Source organism: Hoeflea sp. BAL378 (assembly GCF_000759435.1).
Classification (GTDB): domain Bacteria; phylum Pseudomonadota; class Alphaproteobacteria; order Rhizobiales; family Rhizobiaceae; genus Hoeflea.
In genome coordinates this window covers 36651-50445 of sequence record NZ_JRJG01000063.1, presented here as the reverse complement: position 1 = coordinate 50445, position 13795 = coordinate 36651, and the positions used below count along the sequence as shown (strand labels likewise).

Sequence of the window (13795 nt, the reverse complement as noted above, 5' to 3'; positions counted from 1 at the left end):
GAGCTGATCTGAAGGGGTCTCAGATCAGAGGAACATTAGTTACCGAGAGCGGTCTTGCAACGGCTTGCGACCGAGTCGGTGAACTGGGCCTTGGCTTCCTGAGCCTTGGTGCAGGCGTCCTTCAGCGAAGCCTGCTGTTCCGGCGTGGCGTTGTCCCAGTTGGACTGGAAGGTTGCGTCGTCGACGTCAACGCCTTCGGAGTCCATCATCATGTCCCACACGCCCGGCTCGCTGGCATAGGCGTCGAGTTCGGTGCGCGTGTTGCTGGCGTTGGTCTGGGCGAAAGCGCCGACGGTGAAAGCCATCGTGAGGGCGGCTGCTGCGAGAATCTTTTTCATGTGTGTCTCCTCTAGAAAGGCAAATGCCTCTTTGCTGTGGGGTTACAGCCCTACAATGCAGTCAGCGGAGGATCGTTCCCTGGAAAAATGAGGAATGTCGAATAAACCTGCGGCCGCACGGGTCCCGCGCGGGGCCGCGCTTCGCGGCAGGCGCGCGCGGACCAGGGACAACCGTCGCCCGTCGCCCGCCCTTGCCAGGCTCGTTCGCCGGCGCGGCGCGCAAGCAAAAGGCCGGGATCGCTCCCGGCCTTCGCTGCCATGTCCGTTGGACGGAAAAGCTCAGTTCTTCGACTTGTCGACCAGCGCGTTGCCCTTGATCCAGGGCATCATGCCGCGCAGCTTCTCGCCGACTTCCTCGATCTGGTGGCGGTCGTTCATGCGACGGATGCCCTTGAAGCGCGAGGCGCCGGCCTTGTATTCCTGCATCCATTCGGAGGTGAACTTGCCGGTCTGGATGTCGGTGAGCACGCGCTTCATCTCGGCCTTGGTCTCGGCGGTGATGATGCGGGGACCGGAGACATATTCGCCCCACTCGGCGGTGTTGGAGATCGAGTAGTTCATGTTGGCGATGCCGCCTTCATAGATCAGGTCGACGATCAGCTTCACTTCGTGCAGGCACTCGAAATAGGCCATTTCCGGCGCGTAGCCGGCCTCGACCAGGGTTTCGAAACCGGCGCGGATCAGCTCGACCAGGCCGCCGCAGAGAACCACCTGCTCGCCGAACAGGTCGGTCTCGCATTCCTCGCGGAAATTGGTTTCGATGATGCCCGAGCGGCCGCCGCCGACGCCGCAGGCGTAGGACAGCGCCAGGTCATGGGCGTTGCCCGAGGCGTCCTGGTGGATGGCGATCAGGCAGGGCACGCCGCCGCCCTTCTGGTATTCGCCGCGCACCGTGTGGCCGGGGCCCTTGGGCGCGATCATCACCACGTCGACCGAAGCCTTGGGCTCGATCAGGCCGAAATGGACGTTCAGGCCGTGGGCGAAGGCGATCGCCGCGCCGTCGCGGATGTTGCCGGCGATCTCGTTCTTGTAGATGTCGGCCTGAAGTTCGTCCGGAGTCGCCATCATCATCAGGTCGGCCCAGCCGGCGGCTTCCGCGACCGTCATCACCTTGAAGCCGTCGGCCTCGGCCTTCTTGACGGTGGGCGAGCCTTGCTTGAGCGCGATGGCGACATTGCCCGCGCCCGAATCCTTCAGGTTGAGCGCATGTGCCCGGCCCTGCGAGCCGTAGCCGATGATGGCCACCTTCTTCGACTTGATCAGATTGAGATCGGCGTCGCGATCATAATATACGCGCATGAGACACTCCCGTTGGTTCGCGTTTTTCTTTGTTGCCGGCCGCGGGCACCGCGCCCGCCGCCAATGAGGATCTGCTACCCCTGTCCGTGGAGCAGGAGGAATTTGGTCACCGCCCGGGCGGAGATGGCCTGTATTTCGGCCGGGTCCGGCCTGATGTCGTCGCCGAGCAGAAGCCTGATCTGCGTGTCGGCGACGACGAGGCCGAAGAAGCCGCGAAAGGCGTCGGCCGCATCCGTGAACCCGAGCAGGCCCGCCGCCCTGCCCGCCTCGAGCAGCGGCTCGATGCGCCGTTTCATGGCGAAGGGGCCGTTGGTGAGCACGATGTCGCCGAGCCGGCTCCGGCCGGAGCCCGCATGCGCCACCGCGGCGCGGTTGAGCGCGATCGACAGGTCGCCGGTGATCACCGTGAGCCAGCTTTCGGCGAAACCGGTGAGCGCCGCCTCGAGCCCCTCGCGGGTGAGCCGGTCGCTCGGCAGCTTCGGCATGCGCACCTTGGAGGCCTGCCAGCGCACCGCGGCGGTCAGCAGCCCGTCGCGGTCGCCGAACCATTTGTAGAGCGTCTCCTTGGAGCAGCTCGCGGCACGGGCGACGGCGGCCACCGAAAACCCGTCCCCTTCCGCCACCATCAGCTTGAGCACCGCGTCGAGCACTTCGCGCTGGCGCTCGGACAGGCCTTCGCCGGCCACCTCGGACGCGGCCGCACTGCCCCCGGCGCCACGGGCTGCGGCAGCGGGGCGTTCAGGCGTCAGGATCGGATGGGCGGCACGGGTCATGGTGGCTGCGTACCGTACCGTACGGTTCGGTGTCAAGAGGCGATCTTCTGGCGGTGGCCGCCCCACGTCCCCCTTGGCGCCAGGTCGGACCGAAGGAGGCCTTGCACTCTGCCCTTGGAAATTCGAATGTATTGACACTGTGGATACGTTTCAGCATATTTCCGGCATGACCAAGGCTCGTCCCTTTCCCGACCCCAGACATCCCGCGGCTGCGCCCGCCGGGGAACAGGTTCCGCCGTCCGGAACCAGGGGCAGCATCAATCTGCGCATTGAGACGCATACCCGCCAGCTCATAGACGAAGCGGCGGCGATCCTGGGCAAGACACGCACGGATTTCATGATCGACAGCGCGCGTTCGCTGGCGATGGACGTGATTCTGGACCAGCGCCTGTTCGTGCTGGATCCGGACCGCCACGATGCTTTCATCCATGCGCTCGACAACCCGCAGGCGCCCGGCCCCAAGCTGCGTGCGCTGGCGCGGCGGGTTCCGGCATGGGAAAGCTGACGCCCGGGTCCGGACCTCCGCGCACGACGCTTTCGGCACCCGTTCCGCTGGCGGCAAGCCATGAGCTGACGCAGTTCGATTGCGGCGTACCTGTCCTGAACGATTGGCTGAAGCACAGGGCGCTGAAGAACGAGAGCCGGTTCTCCCGCACCTATGTCGTCTGCGACGGCAATGCGGTCGTCGCCTATGTCTGCATCGCCGCCGGATCGGTGGAACGGGCGGCGGCGCCGGGCCGGATCCGGCGCAATGCGCCCGACACCATCCCGGTCTCGATCATCGGGCGCCTTGCGGTCAGCCGGACCCATGCCGGACGGGGCCTTGGCGCGGATCTTCTTTCCGACGCGTTGCGCCGCATCGCGGTCGCCTCCCTAAGCATCGGCATGGCCGCGGTCCTGGTCCAGGCCAAGGACGACGCGGCAAAGCGCTTCTACATGGCCTGCGCCGAATTCCTCGAATATCCGGACGACAGCCGCATGCTGTTCCTGCCGATGGACACCGTGATCGCGGCATTCAGCTAGGACGGCTGCAGGCCGCGCCCGCTCACTCCTGCAGGCGGCAGCGGACCATCGGCACGGCGGGCTGGTCGGGCATCGTTCCAAGCGCCAGCGTCTCGGCGTTGAGCATCTGCACCGAAATGAGCCGGTTCGTCCGCTTCCTGCCGCTCTCGCAGGTGGCGTTGAAGCTGACGTTGGTCTCGCCCGGCGCGCCCGGTTCGAAGCTGCAGGTCCCGGTCGACTGGCGGATGCTGTCGGGGGTGATGACGGCGAAGCCCTCGAAGGCGGTCTGGTCCATCATCGCGCATTTGTCGCCATGGGTGGCCCAGACGCCGACATAGGCGAGACGGCTTTCGTTGCGGTCGTGGGCGAGCGCCGCGACCGTGTCCTCGCGCAGCAGGCTTTGCGGCGGCAGGACCGCGTCGAGATCGACGGCAGGCGTGCGTGGCTCCGGACGGGAGGCGGGCTCGGACACACAGCCCGCCAGCACGAACGGCAGGACGATGAGCGTTGTCTTGATCCGACTCATGAATTCCTCACTGAATGCAGCGCCGGTTTTGGCCGAGCATTGTGACAATTTCAAGCGCGATCGCCTCAGGCCCCGGGATCCGCGCCGCAAGCCCGTGCACGCGCCCGCTTCGCCGCCTTCCGGACTGCGGGAGCGGCGCAGCCATAGGTCGGGTGGAAGGGCCTATCCGGCGCTCCCGGAATCAAACCGCTGCCGCGCGGCATTGACGGCCGAGAAATTGTCGGCGGCCCAGATCACCAGGTCGGTGAGCGGCGTGAGCATCGAGACACCGAGCGGCGTCAGGCCGTATTCGACGCTGGGCGGCTTGGTGGCGTGGACCTTGCGGTAGACATAGCCGTCGCGTTCGAGGTCGCGCAGGGTCTGGGTCAGCATGCGCTGCGAGATGTCGGGCACCAGCCGGCGCAGTTCGCCGAAGCGGTAGGGCCGTTCGGCCAGGGCCTGCACCAGCAGCGTGCTCCATTTGCCGAAGATCCCCTGCATCACCTGCCGCACCGGGCATTTGTCGAGGTCATAGCCGCCCTGCATGGCCTTGAGCCGGTCGGCGAACGAGAACTGCGCATCCATGGGTGGTTCCTTCCGTGTGCCCATTGGCGGCGAAACTGCCTTCTTTCACCGCATCCCCAGATACCATATGTGCAGTAACTCTCAAGACGAGAGCAACTTCATTTTCGGATGCGGCTTCGCATCCCTGGGAAAGGACATCGCATGACCGGCAAGATCCTCGTCACCGGCGCTTCGGGACATCTCGGCGCCCGCATCCTGCATCATCTGCTCGAAAGCCACGGCGTCGCCGCCGCCGGCCTGGTGGCCGGATCGCGCGATCCAGCAAAGCTCGGGGAGCTCGCCGGCAAGGGCGTCGAGACCCGCCGCATCGATTTCGACGACCCCGCCTCGCTCACGGACGGGTTTTCCGGCATCGACCTGCTGCTGATCGTCTCCACCGATGCGCTCGACGCCCAGGGCACGCGGCTGCGGCAGCAACTTGCAGCCGTGGAAGCCGCCAGGCAGGCGGGCGTCGGCCGCATCTTCTACACCTCGATGCCGGGCGCGGACGACAGCCTGATCACCTTCGCCCCGGACCATCTCGGCACCGAACAGGCGATCAAGGCCTCCGGCCTCGCCTACACGATCTTCCGCAACGGCTGGTACATGGAGAACCTGTTCATGGCGCTGCCCGCGGCGCTGGCCCACGGCCAGTGGTACTCGTCGGCCGGCCAGGGCAGGCTCGCCCACATCGCCCGCGACGACATCGCCCGGGCGATCGCCGGCGGCCTCGCCTCCCCGCCCGCGGAAAACATCACCTACACATTGACCGGCGACACCGCGCGCACGACCGACGAGATCGCCGCTCTTGTCCGCGCAGCGACCGGCAAGCCGCTCGAGGTGGTCCATGTCGACGACGCGCACCTGGCCAAGGGCATGGAGGCTGCGGGCGTGCCGGCGCCCTATATCCCGACCTTCGTCTCCTTCGACGCCAACACCCGCGAAGGCAAGATCGCCATGGTGACGGACGACGCCAGGACGCTGTCGGGCGCGACGCTCACGTCGCTCGCGGATTTCCTCAAGGCCAACACGGCCGCACTGGCCGGATAGGCGTCACAGAAAAAGACCGTCTCCCTTCCCGACGGCGGGACGGGAGACGGCGATCGGCCGCGGCGTCCCGATGCCGGGCCGCCGCGCGTCAGCCGTTCGGCGCGGCCAGGTTGAAGCGCGCGCTGACCGGTATGACCGTCCCAAGCGGCGCCAGCGCGTTCTCGTAGGAGACTTCGAGCTCCATCTGCAAAGTCCCCGAGATCGCATCGCGCTCGCCGACAAGCGCGACGAAATTCCTGGCCGGATCGCGAAGCGGCTTCCTGGCATCGGTCTCCGCATGCACGACATTGGGCGCAGAGGCGTTGCCGTGCAGCGTGATGTGCATGTCCAGCCGGCGTCCGACATTGTCGTCGTCATGGGCGGTGTCGGTGAAGGTGCCGTCATAATGGCCGGTATTGACGGTCATGCCGACCGCGTCGCCGGTTTCATCATAGATGGAACAGGTCATGTGCAGTTTCTCGTTGCTTCCCGGGACCACGATGCGCAGGGAGGCGATGCACCTGCCGCAGCGGCCCTGGTCGGTCCTGTCGCAGCCGTCGCTGGTGTAGGTCCTGCCGTCGATGACTGCCTGCATGCGGCCCTCATAGGAGATCTCTTCCGCAAGCGCAGGCTGCGCGGCAAACAGGGCGGCGGCCAGAGCCGCCAGTCGAACTGGTTTCATTGTGCATCCCTCCGAGACGTCGCGCCTCAAAACTAGAGGCACGCCCCGACGGGACGAAGTCCCCAAATAGGGAACGGCGTCGTCGCCTGTCAGCCGCAGGCCTTGACGAAGCGGCGGACGGTCTCGGCCATGCCGTGTTCCAGTGCGTCGGCGGTGAGGCCGTGGCCGATGGAGACCTCGAGCAGGTTGGGCAGCGCGCGGGCGAGCGCCGGCAGGTTCTCGACCGTGAGATCATGGCCGGCATTGACGCCGAGCCCGAGTTCGGCGGCGATGCGGCCGGACGCCTCGAGCTTCTTCAGTTCCGCCTCGGCGCGGGCCGGATCGTCGAAGGTTCCGCCATAGGGGCCGGTGTAGAACTCGACCCGGTCGGCGCCGGTGGCTTTCGCCGCCTCGAGGCTCGCGCGGCTGGCGTCGGGATCGCAGAACAGCGACACCCGCGCGCCGCTTTTCTTCAGCCGCTGCACCACGGCGCGCAGGACATTGCCCTTGCCCTCGAAATCCCAGCCATGGTCGGACGTGGCCTGCGACGGATCGTCGGGCACCAGCGTCACCTGTTCGGGCTGATTGGCCTCGACCAGATCGAGAAACTCGTCGGTGGGATAGCCCTCGATGTTGAACTCGGCATGCGGAAACTCGTCGTCGATCAGCGCGCGGATCTCGGGAAGATCGGAAAAGCGGATGTGACGCTGGTCGGGCCTGGGGTGGACCGTCAGCCCGTGGGCGCCATTCTGAAGCGCGATGCGGCCGAGGCCGGTGACGCTCGGCCACGGCAGGTCGCGGCGGTTGCGCAGCATGGCGATGGCGTTGAGGTTGACGGAGAGCTCGGCGGACATGGCGGCCTCATGGATCGGGACAACGGACGGGACCCATGGCCCCCCGGTTTTCCTAAAGCATTGGCCGGGGATGTGAAATGAATTTCGCTCACGCCGGCATTCCGGTCCTGAATGAATCGGCCGCCCGTCCGCGGTCGCGGCCGGCGCCGGCCCGGATCAGGATTTGCCGCGGCGCAGCCGGGTCGAATAGTCCTTGAGCTGGCCGTCATAGGAGTCGATCATCCGGCGCTGGCGTTTCCTGCCGATCCTGAGCGCTCCCCAGAAGAACAGCACCGCCGCGACCGCGATCAGCGCGAAGAGCGGACCGCCGAGTTCGCTCGGCTCCGAGGTCCCGAAAGCCTGCTTGAGCAGATGATCGATGTCGAGTGCGCGGGCCGGCGCGGCGGCCAGAAGGGCTGCCACCGCCACTGCGAGTGCGGACAGGGTGCGCATGCGGGTCTTCCTCGTTGAGAACATCCGGGGCGCAGTCTAGCGCGACATCGTTAAGAAAAGCCTGTGGCGCAGCACCCGCAAGGGGGGCCGCACCGGCGGTCGCGGGCTTGCCCGAATCCGGTGCCGGGCCTACCATCGCGCCCCGATCGGGGCGGCGCGGCGACGGCCCATCCGCCCGCCCTTCGCAGGAGCCAAATGATGATCTTCATCCGCATGCCGGACACCGGAGAGCGCCGCGAACACCGCGACGGCAAGCCCGACGGGCGCTGCGGGCCGGGCGCGCCGCGACATTCCGACCACCCTGCCCATCGGCTGAGGCCCTTGCTGGCGACGCCGTGGGTCTCGGTGAGGGACCCGAGGGAACTGGCCCGGGCCGGGGGCGATCCGGCGAGCACCGCTCTCGATCCGTCGCGGGCGCAACCCCGTCAGACCGCAGCTCAGAGTGCCGCATGACCGACGCATCCACCCCCTCCGCCGACCGTCTCGCCGCCATCCTGGCGTTTCTCGATGAGGCCAACCGGCTCAAGGACACGCTGCGCAGCGGGCGCACGCCCGAGGGCCGCCAGGAAAGCACCGCCGAGCATAGCTGGCGGCTGTGCCTTCTCGCCATCCTGCTGTCAGACGAACTCAAGGGCGTGGACATGCTCAAGCTGGTCAAGCTCTGCATCGTCCACGATCTCGGCGAGGCGATCTCGGGCGACGTGCCGGCGGTCGACCAGAGGGCGGGCGACGACCGCGCCGCGCGCGAGCGCGCCGACCTGGTCACGCTGTGCGCGCCGCTGCCAGCGGACCTCTCCGCCGAGATGGTGGCCCTGTGGGACGACTATGCCGCCGCCGCCTCGCCGGAGGCGGTGATGGCCAAGGGGCTCGACAAGATCGAGACCATGCTGACCCACTCGACCGGCAGGAACGGGAACGATTTCGATTACCGCTTCAATCTCGGCTACGGGCTCGAAGCCACCGGGCGCCATCCGCTGCTGGCGGCGCTCAGGGCCCCCATCGACGCGCGGCACCGCGCGATCCTCGAGCGCCGCGCGGCCGACTGACGGCGCGGCGCCAAGTCGCCCCCCGCGTCAGGCGGCCCTGGAAGACCGCGACTGGCCCATGGTCTGGCTGATCTGGCCCGAGACCGTGAACCGCCCGGCCAGCTCCGCCAGCGTCTGGTTGATGCCGAGCAGGTTCTGCGTCGCGGCGTTGGTCTGCTCCACCATGGCGGCGTTCTGCTGGGTGATGTGGTCCATCGAACTGACCGCGGTGTTGATCTCGGCGATGCCCGAGGCCTGCTCCTGCGCCGATTGCGAGATCGAAGCGAAATGGTCGCTGATGGTGCGCACCTGGCCGCCGATGCTGGTCAGCGCCTCGCCGGTCTTGTTGACCAGCGACACGCCCTTGAGAACGTCGGCGAAGGAGGCCTCGATCAGTTCCTTGATCTCCTTGGCGGCGGAGGCTGAGCGCTGCGCCAGTTCGCGCACTTCCTGGGCGACCACGGCAAAGCCCCTGCCCGCCTCGCCGGCGCGCGCGGCCTCGACGCCGGCGTTGAGCGCCAGGAGGTTGGTCTGGAACGAGATCTCGTCGATCACCGTGATGATCTGGGTGATCTTCTTGGAGGACTGCTCGATCTTGCCCATCGCGGCGATCGCCTCGGTGACGGTCTCGCCCGACTGGGTCGCATGCTGCGAGGTCTGGTCGACCACCTGGCGCGCCTCGTTGGTGCGCACCGCCGACTGTTTGGAGATGGTGGAGATCTCCTCGATGGCGGCCGCGGTCTGTTCCAGCGCCGCCGCCTGCTGCTCGGTGCGGCGGGCCATGTCGTTGGTGGCGCCGGAGAGCTCGCGCGTGTCGGAGCTCGACTGGCGGATGGACGCCATGATCTCGACGAAGGCCTCGTTGAGCCTGGCGACCGCGTCATTGTAATTGTGCTTGAGCTGGTCGAAATCGGCGGCCAGCGGCTCGGAAATGGTGGAGCCGAGGTCGCCCCCGGACAATCCGGCCAGCGCCCGGCCGAGCGCGTTGAGCGCCTTGTCCTGCTCGGCCTTGAGCCGGGCCTGTTCGGCTTCCGCCTTGGCGCGCTCCTCGCTCAGGGCGTCGAGATAGACCGAAATGGCGTAGTCCATGTCGATCAGCGCCGCCTTGACGACCGCGCCCACGCCGAGGCTCGCCTTGCGGGCCTTCTTGCCCGCGCCGAAACCGGTGACTTCGGTCTCGATGATGTTGGTGATCAGTTCCTCGAGAATCAGCGAATAGCCGCCGATATACCATTTCGGCTCGAGGCCGAGCCTCGCGTGCACCTTGCCGATGCGGGTCACGCCGTCGATATAATTCTGGTCGAACATGCCGGTGGAGATCATGACCCAATGGTCGACCTGCTTCTGCTTGGCGTGGTCGACATGGGACTGGTCGCGGAAATGCCGGGAGGTTTCCGGATTGGACATGGCCTCGCGATAGAACCGGTCCAGCGCAGGCCCCACCGAGCGTTCGATCTGGGGCTTGAGGGTCCGCAGCGCCGCCCGTTGTTCTTCCTTCATTCCCACGAATTTGAGCTTGTCGGCGATTTCGCGTGTGGCTGCGGTGTCCTGGTCCATGATGCTTCCCGATCTTACGCCGTGAGAGATCGCTAACCATCCGCGGTTGTCCCGGCATGCAACAAGGCATTAATCGCCTCGAAACTACATTCCAACAGAATTAACTAATGTAATCCTAACTCGAACCCGTGGTATCTTGCACTTTCCGGCGGCAAACCCCTGTTTCCCATCCGGCTCGCCCGGAATTGGACCACAATAATTCCACGAGCCTGCTCCGGCGTCGCTTCCCGATGTTTCAAAACGACACCGCCCGATGCCGGGCCGGACGCGCCGGCCGCCATTTCCGCCCGGGGTCAGGGCGTGAGCGGATTGCGGCTGTCGGCCAGGATCTTGCCGCCGATGGCGATGAAGCAGACGCCGGCGGCGCGCTCAATGACATGGCGGGCGTTCTCGAACCGGGCGATCACCCGGCGCGACGACATGAACAGCGTCACCAGCGTGTACCAGACGGCGGCACTCACCATCACCAGGCCGATCATCGCCGCCATCACCCACAGCGGCATGGCATCGGTGACGGCGGTGGCGAAGACGCTGGTGAACAGCACGATCGCCTTGGGATTGGTCAATGTCACCAGGAAGCCGAAGACCAGCGGATTGCCGTGGCGCGCGCCCGCCTCGCCGTCGATCTCGACTTCGGCAGGCTTGCTCATCAACAGTTTCAGGCCGAGATAGCCGAGGTAGAGACCGCCCAGCACCCGCACCAGCCAGGCGAGCCACTGGTACTGGACCAGGATCGCCGACAGGCCGATCAGGCTGAGCCCGGCATAGAGCCCCAGCCCCAGCGTCACGCCGCAGGTGGTCATCAGCCCGGCGCGCGCTCCCCGCGCCATCGACGAGCGCACGACGGCTATGAAGTCCGGCCCCGGCAGCATCAGCGCCGGGATGAAGATGGCGAAGACGCCGACGAATGCGAGAGTCCATTGCATGACGTTTCCTTCTTCAGATCTTGCGTCCGCGTCCCGACGCCACCGGCGCCGACGCGAAACAGCGGTTAGAGGCTCATGGCCAGCGTGCGGCTGATCTCGGTCAGCGACCGGCCGGATTGCTTCATCCAGACATTGAACGCGGACTGGACCTCGGCCAGGGCTTTCTTCGAGGTCGGCTGTTTGTCGATGATGCCCTCGGCGATCAGCCGGTCGACCACGCTCTGCGACAGGATGAAACTGTCCTTGCCGAGGCTGCGCAGGCAATATTGCCCGGTGGTGCCGCCGAGCCGGCTGCCGCGGGTCTTGAACATGTCGAGCAGGCCGATGAAATCGGTCGAGGGCCAGGCGGCAATCGCCCTGCCCGCGCCGCCGGCCTCAGCCGCCAGCGCCCGGACGAAGACGGCGTTCTCCTGCACCGAGCGGATCTTGCCGCCGTTGCGGATGATGCGGGTGTCGGAGACAAGGCGTCCGAAATCCTCGTCGGTGAGCATGGCGCAGCGGCCCGGATCGAAGCCGTCGAAGGCCGCCTCGAAGCCCGGCCACATGGCCTCGACCACCTTCCAGTTGAAGCCCGCCTGGAAGACGCAGCGGGTCATCGCCGCGAGCCAGCGGTCATCGGCAATGGCGGCCAGCTCCGCCTCGGATTTCGGCGGGGTGAGCAGCGCGTTGAGCGCGTCGGCGCCGCCCTTGCGGTCGGCGGCGATGGCGAAGATCTCATCAAACGAGCGCATGGGGTGCTCCGGAGGCGTGCGTTGCCGGCGCAGATTAGCCGAGGCCCTGGCCGATGGCGAGAGCGTTTCCGGGCCTGCCCCGCCTCAGCTCCGGTTCGGCCGGCTGTAGTCGAGAATGCGCTCGATCAGCGACTGGATCAGCGGCTCCTCGGCGCGCTCCTCGCGGCACAGGATGTAGTATTCGTGGGCGGCGTTGATGGAGGTCAGGAACGGCTGGATCAGGCGGCCCTCGGCGAGATAGTTCATGGTCAGCACGTTCGATACGAGCGCGATGCCGTGGCCCTGCACCGCCGAGGCGATGGCCTGGGCGACGCTGTCGACGCGGACGCGGCCGCTGCCCTGCAGGCTGACGCGGGCCGCGACGGCCCATTTTGCCCATTCCTCGCCGTCGTCCTCGTGCAGCAGGGTGATGCCGTTGAGCTTGCGGTCGCGATGCTGCAGGTCGAGCCTCGGGAACAGGATCGGCGAGCAGACGGTGCGCAGCCGCACCTGGCTCAAGAGCCGCCAGTGCTTGCCCGGAAAGGGCGGGTTGTCATAGACGATGGCCACGTCGTTGGCGTCCCAGTCGACCTGATCGGCCGAGATCGCCTCGTTGATGACCAGGTTCGGGATGTTGCGGCTTTCGGCATAGTCGACGATGGCGCCGCTGAGCCAGGCCACCCCGAGCGCGGTGGGCAGCGACACGGCAAGCGACGCGGTCTGCTGCGCGCGCTCGACGTCGCGCGCGGCCGTCGCCGCCTGGGACAACTGGCTGAGGCAGATCGCCACCGATTCGGCGAAATTCGCGCCGCTCCGCGTGAGGGCCAGGTTGCGCCCGGACTTCTCGAACAGCGCCATGCCCGACAGGTCGGACAGCTTGCGCAACTGAAGCGAGATCGCGCTCGGGCTGAGATTGAGTTCGGCGGCGGCGGCGCGCACGCTGCCCAGCCGGGCGACCGCTTCGAAGGCGGGCAGGAAATGCAGGAACGCAAGCCGCTGGGCCATGGCTCACCCTTTCAATGATGGTTGAGTATAACAGAACGATTCAGCGCAGGATAAATTGATTTTTCTGCACGGTTACCCGTGCCAGATTGACCCCAAAGGAGACCGAGATGATTACGGCGAAGCCCTTCGATTTCCCCTATGACGGCAAGCTCGTCCCCGAAGCCACCGCGCTTCTGGTGATCGACCTGCAGCAGGATTTCCTCTCCACCACCGGCTATTTCGCCAGGCAGGGCTACGATCCGGCGCCGTTGCGGGCGATCCTGCCCACCGTGTCGAAGCTGATTACGGCCTGCCGCGCTGCCGGCATAAGGGTGATCCACACCCGCCAGGGCTACCGGGCCGACCTCGCCGACATGACGCCCTATGAAAAATGGCGGCGCAGGCGCAACGGGCTCGAGGGCACCGACGTTCTGCTGCGCTCGAGCCCGGGCTTCGAGATCGTGCCCGAGATCGACGTGCAGGCCAGCGACATCATCGTTGACAAGACCTGCAACAGCGCCTTCACCTACACCGATTTCGAGCATGTACTGCGCGCGCAGGGCATCACCCATCTGATGTTTACCGGCTGCACCACCGATGTGTGCGTGCACACCACGCTGCGCGAGGCCTGCGACCGCAATTTCCAGTGCCTGACAATTTCGGACGCCTGCGCCAGCGGCGACACTTACGCGCACGAGGCGGCGCTGCACATGGTGACGGTGGAGAACGGCATTTTTGGCGCGCTCACCGATTCGGCTGCCGTGATCGCCGGGCTGTCCGGACTCGGGCCCGCGGCCGGGAGCGCCAGCGCATGAGCGCCGCGCCCAACGATCCCGCCGCCCAGAAATACGTGTCGCTGATGAAGCTCACGGCCAAGGGGCTCGCCGAACTCTCCGACAGCGCCGCCCGCCGCAAGGTGAGCGAAGACCGGGTCGCGGCGCTCGGCGGCCGGTCGATCGCCTTCTACGCGGTCATGGGTGCTTACGATTTCGTGCAGGTGTTCGAGATGCCCAGCAACGAGGCGATGATGCAGTACGTGCTCACGGCGCGGCGCGACGGCCATGTCGATCCGCTGATCCTGCCCGCTTTCGACACCGGCGTCTGGGGAAATATCGTCGCAAAAGTCTAGAAAAGGG

At 66.5% G+C, this 13795-nt stretch carries 18 protein-coding genes; 6 read left to right on the top strand and 12 right to left on the bottom strand.

What is annotated here, in order from left to right:
• Positions 1-35 precede the first annotated feature (35 nt).
• The 3 genes from LL06_RS14525 to LL06_RS14515 all read right to left on the bottom strand — a co-directional run bounded on the left by LL06_RS14525 (position 36) and on the right by LL06_RS14515 (position 2446).
• Positions 36-338, bottom strand: a complete 303-nt coding sequence (locus LL06_RS14525) for a hypothetical protein (protein ID WP_035528188.1) — start codon at positions 336-338, stop codon at positions 36-38.
• Between the two features lie 279 nt (positions 339-617).
• A complete protein-coding gene (gene ilvC / locus LL06_RS14520; RefSeq protein WP_035528185.1) occupies positions 618-1637 on the bottom strand; it encodes a ketol-acid reductoisomerase in 1020 nt (339 codons plus the stop codon).
• Positions 1638-1711: 74 nt separating this feature from the next.
• Complete coding sequence (locus LL06_RS14515) at positions 1712-2446, bottom strand: TetR/AcrR family transcriptional regulator C-terminal domain-containing protein (RefSeq protein WP_244447138.1); 735 nt, start codon at positions 2444-2446, stop codon at positions 1712-1714.
• A gap of 130 nt (positions 2447-2576) precedes the next feature.
• Here LL06_RS14515 and LL06_RS14510 point away from each other — a divergent pair, with 130 nt between their 5' ends.
• The gene (locus LL06_RS14510) at positions 2577-2915 is read left to right on the top strand and encodes a DUF1778 domain-containing protein (protein ID WP_035528182.1); all 339 of its coding nucleotides are present in this window, start codon (positions 2577-2579) and stop codon (positions 2913-2915) included.
• A complete protein-coding gene (locus tag LL06_RS14505; RefSeq protein ID WP_035528179.1) occupies positions 2903-3433 on the top strand; it encodes a GNAT family N-acetyltransferase in 531 nt (176 codons plus the stop codon). The genes LL06_RS14510 and LL06_RS14505 overlap by 13 nt, the downstream gene beginning before the upstream one ends.
• Positions 3434-3455: 22 nt before the next feature.
• Here LL06_RS14505 and LL06_RS14500 read toward each other — a convergent pair whose 3' ends face one another.
• Both LL06_RS14500 and LL06_RS14495 read right to left on the bottom strand, forming a co-directional pair.
• Positions 3456-3938: a hypothetical protein gene (locus LL06_RS14500; RefSeq protein ID WP_035528176.1), complete on the bottom strand. Its 483-nt coding sequence runs from the start codon at positions 3936-3938 to the stop codon at positions 3456-3458.
• Between the two features lie 162 nt (positions 3939-4100).
• Complete coding sequence (locus LL06_RS14495) at positions 4101-4463, bottom strand: helix-turn-helix domain-containing protein (RefSeq protein WP_244447140.1); 363 nt, start codon at positions 4461-4463, stop codon at positions 4101-4103.
• Positions 4464-4643: 180 nt separating this feature from the next.
• Between LL06_RS14495 and LL06_RS14490 the strand changes: the two genes are divergently transcribed.
• A complete protein-coding gene (locus LL06_RS14490; RefSeq protein WP_035528170.1) occupies positions 4644-5531 on the top strand; it encodes an SDR family oxidoreductase in 888 nt (295 codons plus the stop codon).
• A gap of 88 nt (positions 5532-5619) precedes the next feature.
• On the opposite strand, the gene LL06_RS14485 is transcribed toward LL06_RS14490, so the two are convergent.
• From LL06_RS14485 to LL06_RS14475, 3 genes are all read right to left on the bottom strand, one after another.
• The gene (locus tag LL06_RS14485) at positions 5620-6192 is read right to left on the bottom strand and encodes a hypothetical protein (RefSeq protein ID WP_035528167.1); all 573 of its coding nucleotides are present in this window, start codon (positions 6190-6192) and stop codon (positions 5620-5622) included.
• 89 nt (positions 6193-6281) lie between these two features.
• On the bottom strand, positions 6282-7025 hold the full coding sequence (locus tag LL06_RS14480; RefSeq protein WP_035528165.1) for a pyridoxine 5'-phosphate synthase: 744 nt from the start codon (positions 7023-7025) through the stop codon (positions 6282-6284).
• Positions 7026-7181: 156 nt separating this feature from the next.
• Positions 7182-7457 carry a hypothetical protein gene (locus LL06_RS14475; RefSeq protein ID WP_035528161.1) on the bottom strand — a complete coding sequence of 92 codons (276 nt, stop codon included), beginning with the start codon at positions 7455-7457 and terminating at the stop codon, positions 7182-7184.
• A gap of 449 nt (positions 7458-7906) precedes the next feature.
• Between LL06_RS14475 and LL06_RS14465 the strand changes: the two genes are divergently transcribed.
• A complete protein-coding gene (locus LL06_RS14465) occupies positions 7907-8503 on the top strand; it encodes an HD domain-containing protein (protein WP_035528157.1) in 597 nt (198 codons plus the stop codon).
• A 27-nt stretch (positions 8504-8530) separates the two neighbouring features.
• Here LL06_RS14465 and LL06_RS14460 read toward each other — a convergent pair whose 3' ends face one another.
• The 4 genes from LL06_RS14460 to LL06_RS14445 form a co-directional block, all read right to left on the bottom strand.
• Entirely contained in the window at positions 8531-10039 is a 1509-nt protein-coding gene (locus tag LL06_RS14460) for a globin-coupled sensor protein (RefSeq protein ID WP_035528153.1), read from the bottom strand.
• Between the two features lie 293 nt (positions 10040-10332).
• The gene (locus LL06_RS14455) at positions 10333-10965 is read right to left on the bottom strand and encodes a LysE family translocator (RefSeq protein ID WP_035528151.1); all 633 of its coding nucleotides are present in this window, start codon (positions 10963-10965) and stop codon (positions 10333-10335) included.
• A 65-nt stretch (positions 10966-11030) separates the two neighbouring features.
• On the bottom strand, positions 11031-11696 hold the full coding sequence (locus LL06_RS14450; protein ID WP_035528148.1) for a DNA-3-methyladenine glycosylase I: 666 nt from the start codon (positions 11694-11696) through the stop codon (positions 11031-11033).
• 84 nt (positions 11697-11780) lie between these two features.
• Positions 11781-12680, bottom strand: a complete 900-nt coding sequence (locus LL06_RS14445) for a LysR substrate-binding domain-containing protein (RefSeq protein WP_035528145.1) — start codon at positions 12678-12680, stop codon at positions 11781-11783.
• Between the two features lie 107 nt (positions 12681-12787).
• On the opposite strand from LL06_RS14445, the gene LL06_RS14440 reads away from it, so the two are divergent.
• Together LL06_RS14440 and LL06_RS14435 are read left to right on the top strand one after the other, a co-directional pair.
• A complete protein-coding gene (locus LL06_RS14440) occupies positions 12788-13474 on the top strand; it encodes an isochorismatase family cysteine hydrolase (RefSeq protein ID WP_035528143.1) in 687 nt (228 codons plus the stop codon).
• Positions 13471-13788 (top strand): GYD domain-containing protein, encoded by a 318-nt coding sequence (locus LL06_RS14435; protein ID WP_035528140.1) that lies wholly within the window; start codon positions 13471-13473, stop codon positions 13786-13788. Before LL06_RS14440 ends, LL06_RS14435 begins: the two co-directional genes overlap by 4 nt.
• Positions 13789-13795: the final 7 nt, after the last annotated feature.

Coding starts and splice junctions, on each gene's coding strand:
- LL06_RS14500 (WP_035528176.1), bottom strand. CDS start 3,938: ATGAGTCGGATCAAGACAACGCTCATCGTCCTGCCGTTCGTGCTGGCG.
- LL06_RS14480 (WP_035528165.1), bottom strand. CDS start 7,025: ATGTCCGCCGAGCTCTCCGTCAACCTCAACGCCATCGCCATGCTGCGC.
- LL06_RS14460 (WP_035528153.1), bottom strand. CDS start 10,039: ATGGACCAGGACACCGCAGCCACACGCGAAATCGCCGACAAGCTCAAA.
- ilvC (WP_035528185.1), bottom strand. CDS start 1,637: ATGCGCGTATATTATGATCGCGACGCCGATCTCAATCTGATCAAGTCG.
- LL06_RS14450 (WP_035528148.1), bottom strand. CDS start 11,696: ATGCGCTCGTTTGATGAGATCTTCGCCATCGCCGCCGACCGCAAGGGC.
- LL06_RS14525 (WP_035528188.1), bottom strand. CDS start 338: ATGAAAAAGATTCTCGCAGCAGCCGCCCTCACGATGGCTTTCACCGTC.
- LL06_RS14445 (WP_035528145.1), bottom strand. CDS start 12,680: ATGGCCCAGCGGCTTGCGTTCCTGCATTTCCTGCCCGCCTTCGAAGCG.
- LL06_RS14510 (WP_035528182.1), top strand. CDS start 2,577: ATGACCAAGGCTCGTCCCTTTCCCGACCCCAGACATCCCGCGGCTGCG.
- LL06_RS14455 (WP_035528151.1), bottom strand. CDS start 10,965: ATGCAATGGACTCTCGCATTCGTCGGCGTCTTCGCCATCTTCATCCCG.
- LL06_RS14440 (WP_035528143.1), top strand. CDS start 12,788: ATGATTACGGCGAAGCCCTTCGATTTCCCCTATGACGGCAAGCTCGTC.
- LL06_RS14490 (WP_035528170.1), top strand. CDS start 4,644: ATGACCGGCAAGATCCTCGTCACCGGCGCTTCGGGACATCTCGGCGCC.
- LL06_RS14475 (WP_035528161.1), bottom strand. CDS start 7,457: ATGCGCACCCTGTCCGCACTCGCAGTGGCGGTGGCAGCCCTTCTGGCC.
- LL06_RS14465 (WP_035528157.1), top strand. CDS start 7,907: ATGACCGACGCATCCACCCCCTCCGCCGACCGTCTCGCCGCCATCCTG.
- LL06_RS14435 (WP_035528140.1), top strand. CDS start 13,471: ATGAGCGCCGCGCCCAACGATCCCGCCGCCCAGAAATACGTGTCGCTG.
- LL06_RS14485 (WP_035528167.1), bottom strand. CDS start 6,192: ATGAAACCAGTTCGACTGGCGGCTCTGGCCGCCGCCCTGTTTGCCGCG.
- LL06_RS14505 (WP_035528179.1), top strand. CDS start 2,903: ATGGGAAAGCTGACGCCCGGGTCCGGACCTCCGCGCACGACGCTTTCG.
- LL06_RS14495 (WP_244447140.1), bottom strand. CDS start 4,463: ATGCAGGGCGGCTATGACCTCGACAAATGCCCGGTGCGGCAGGTGATG.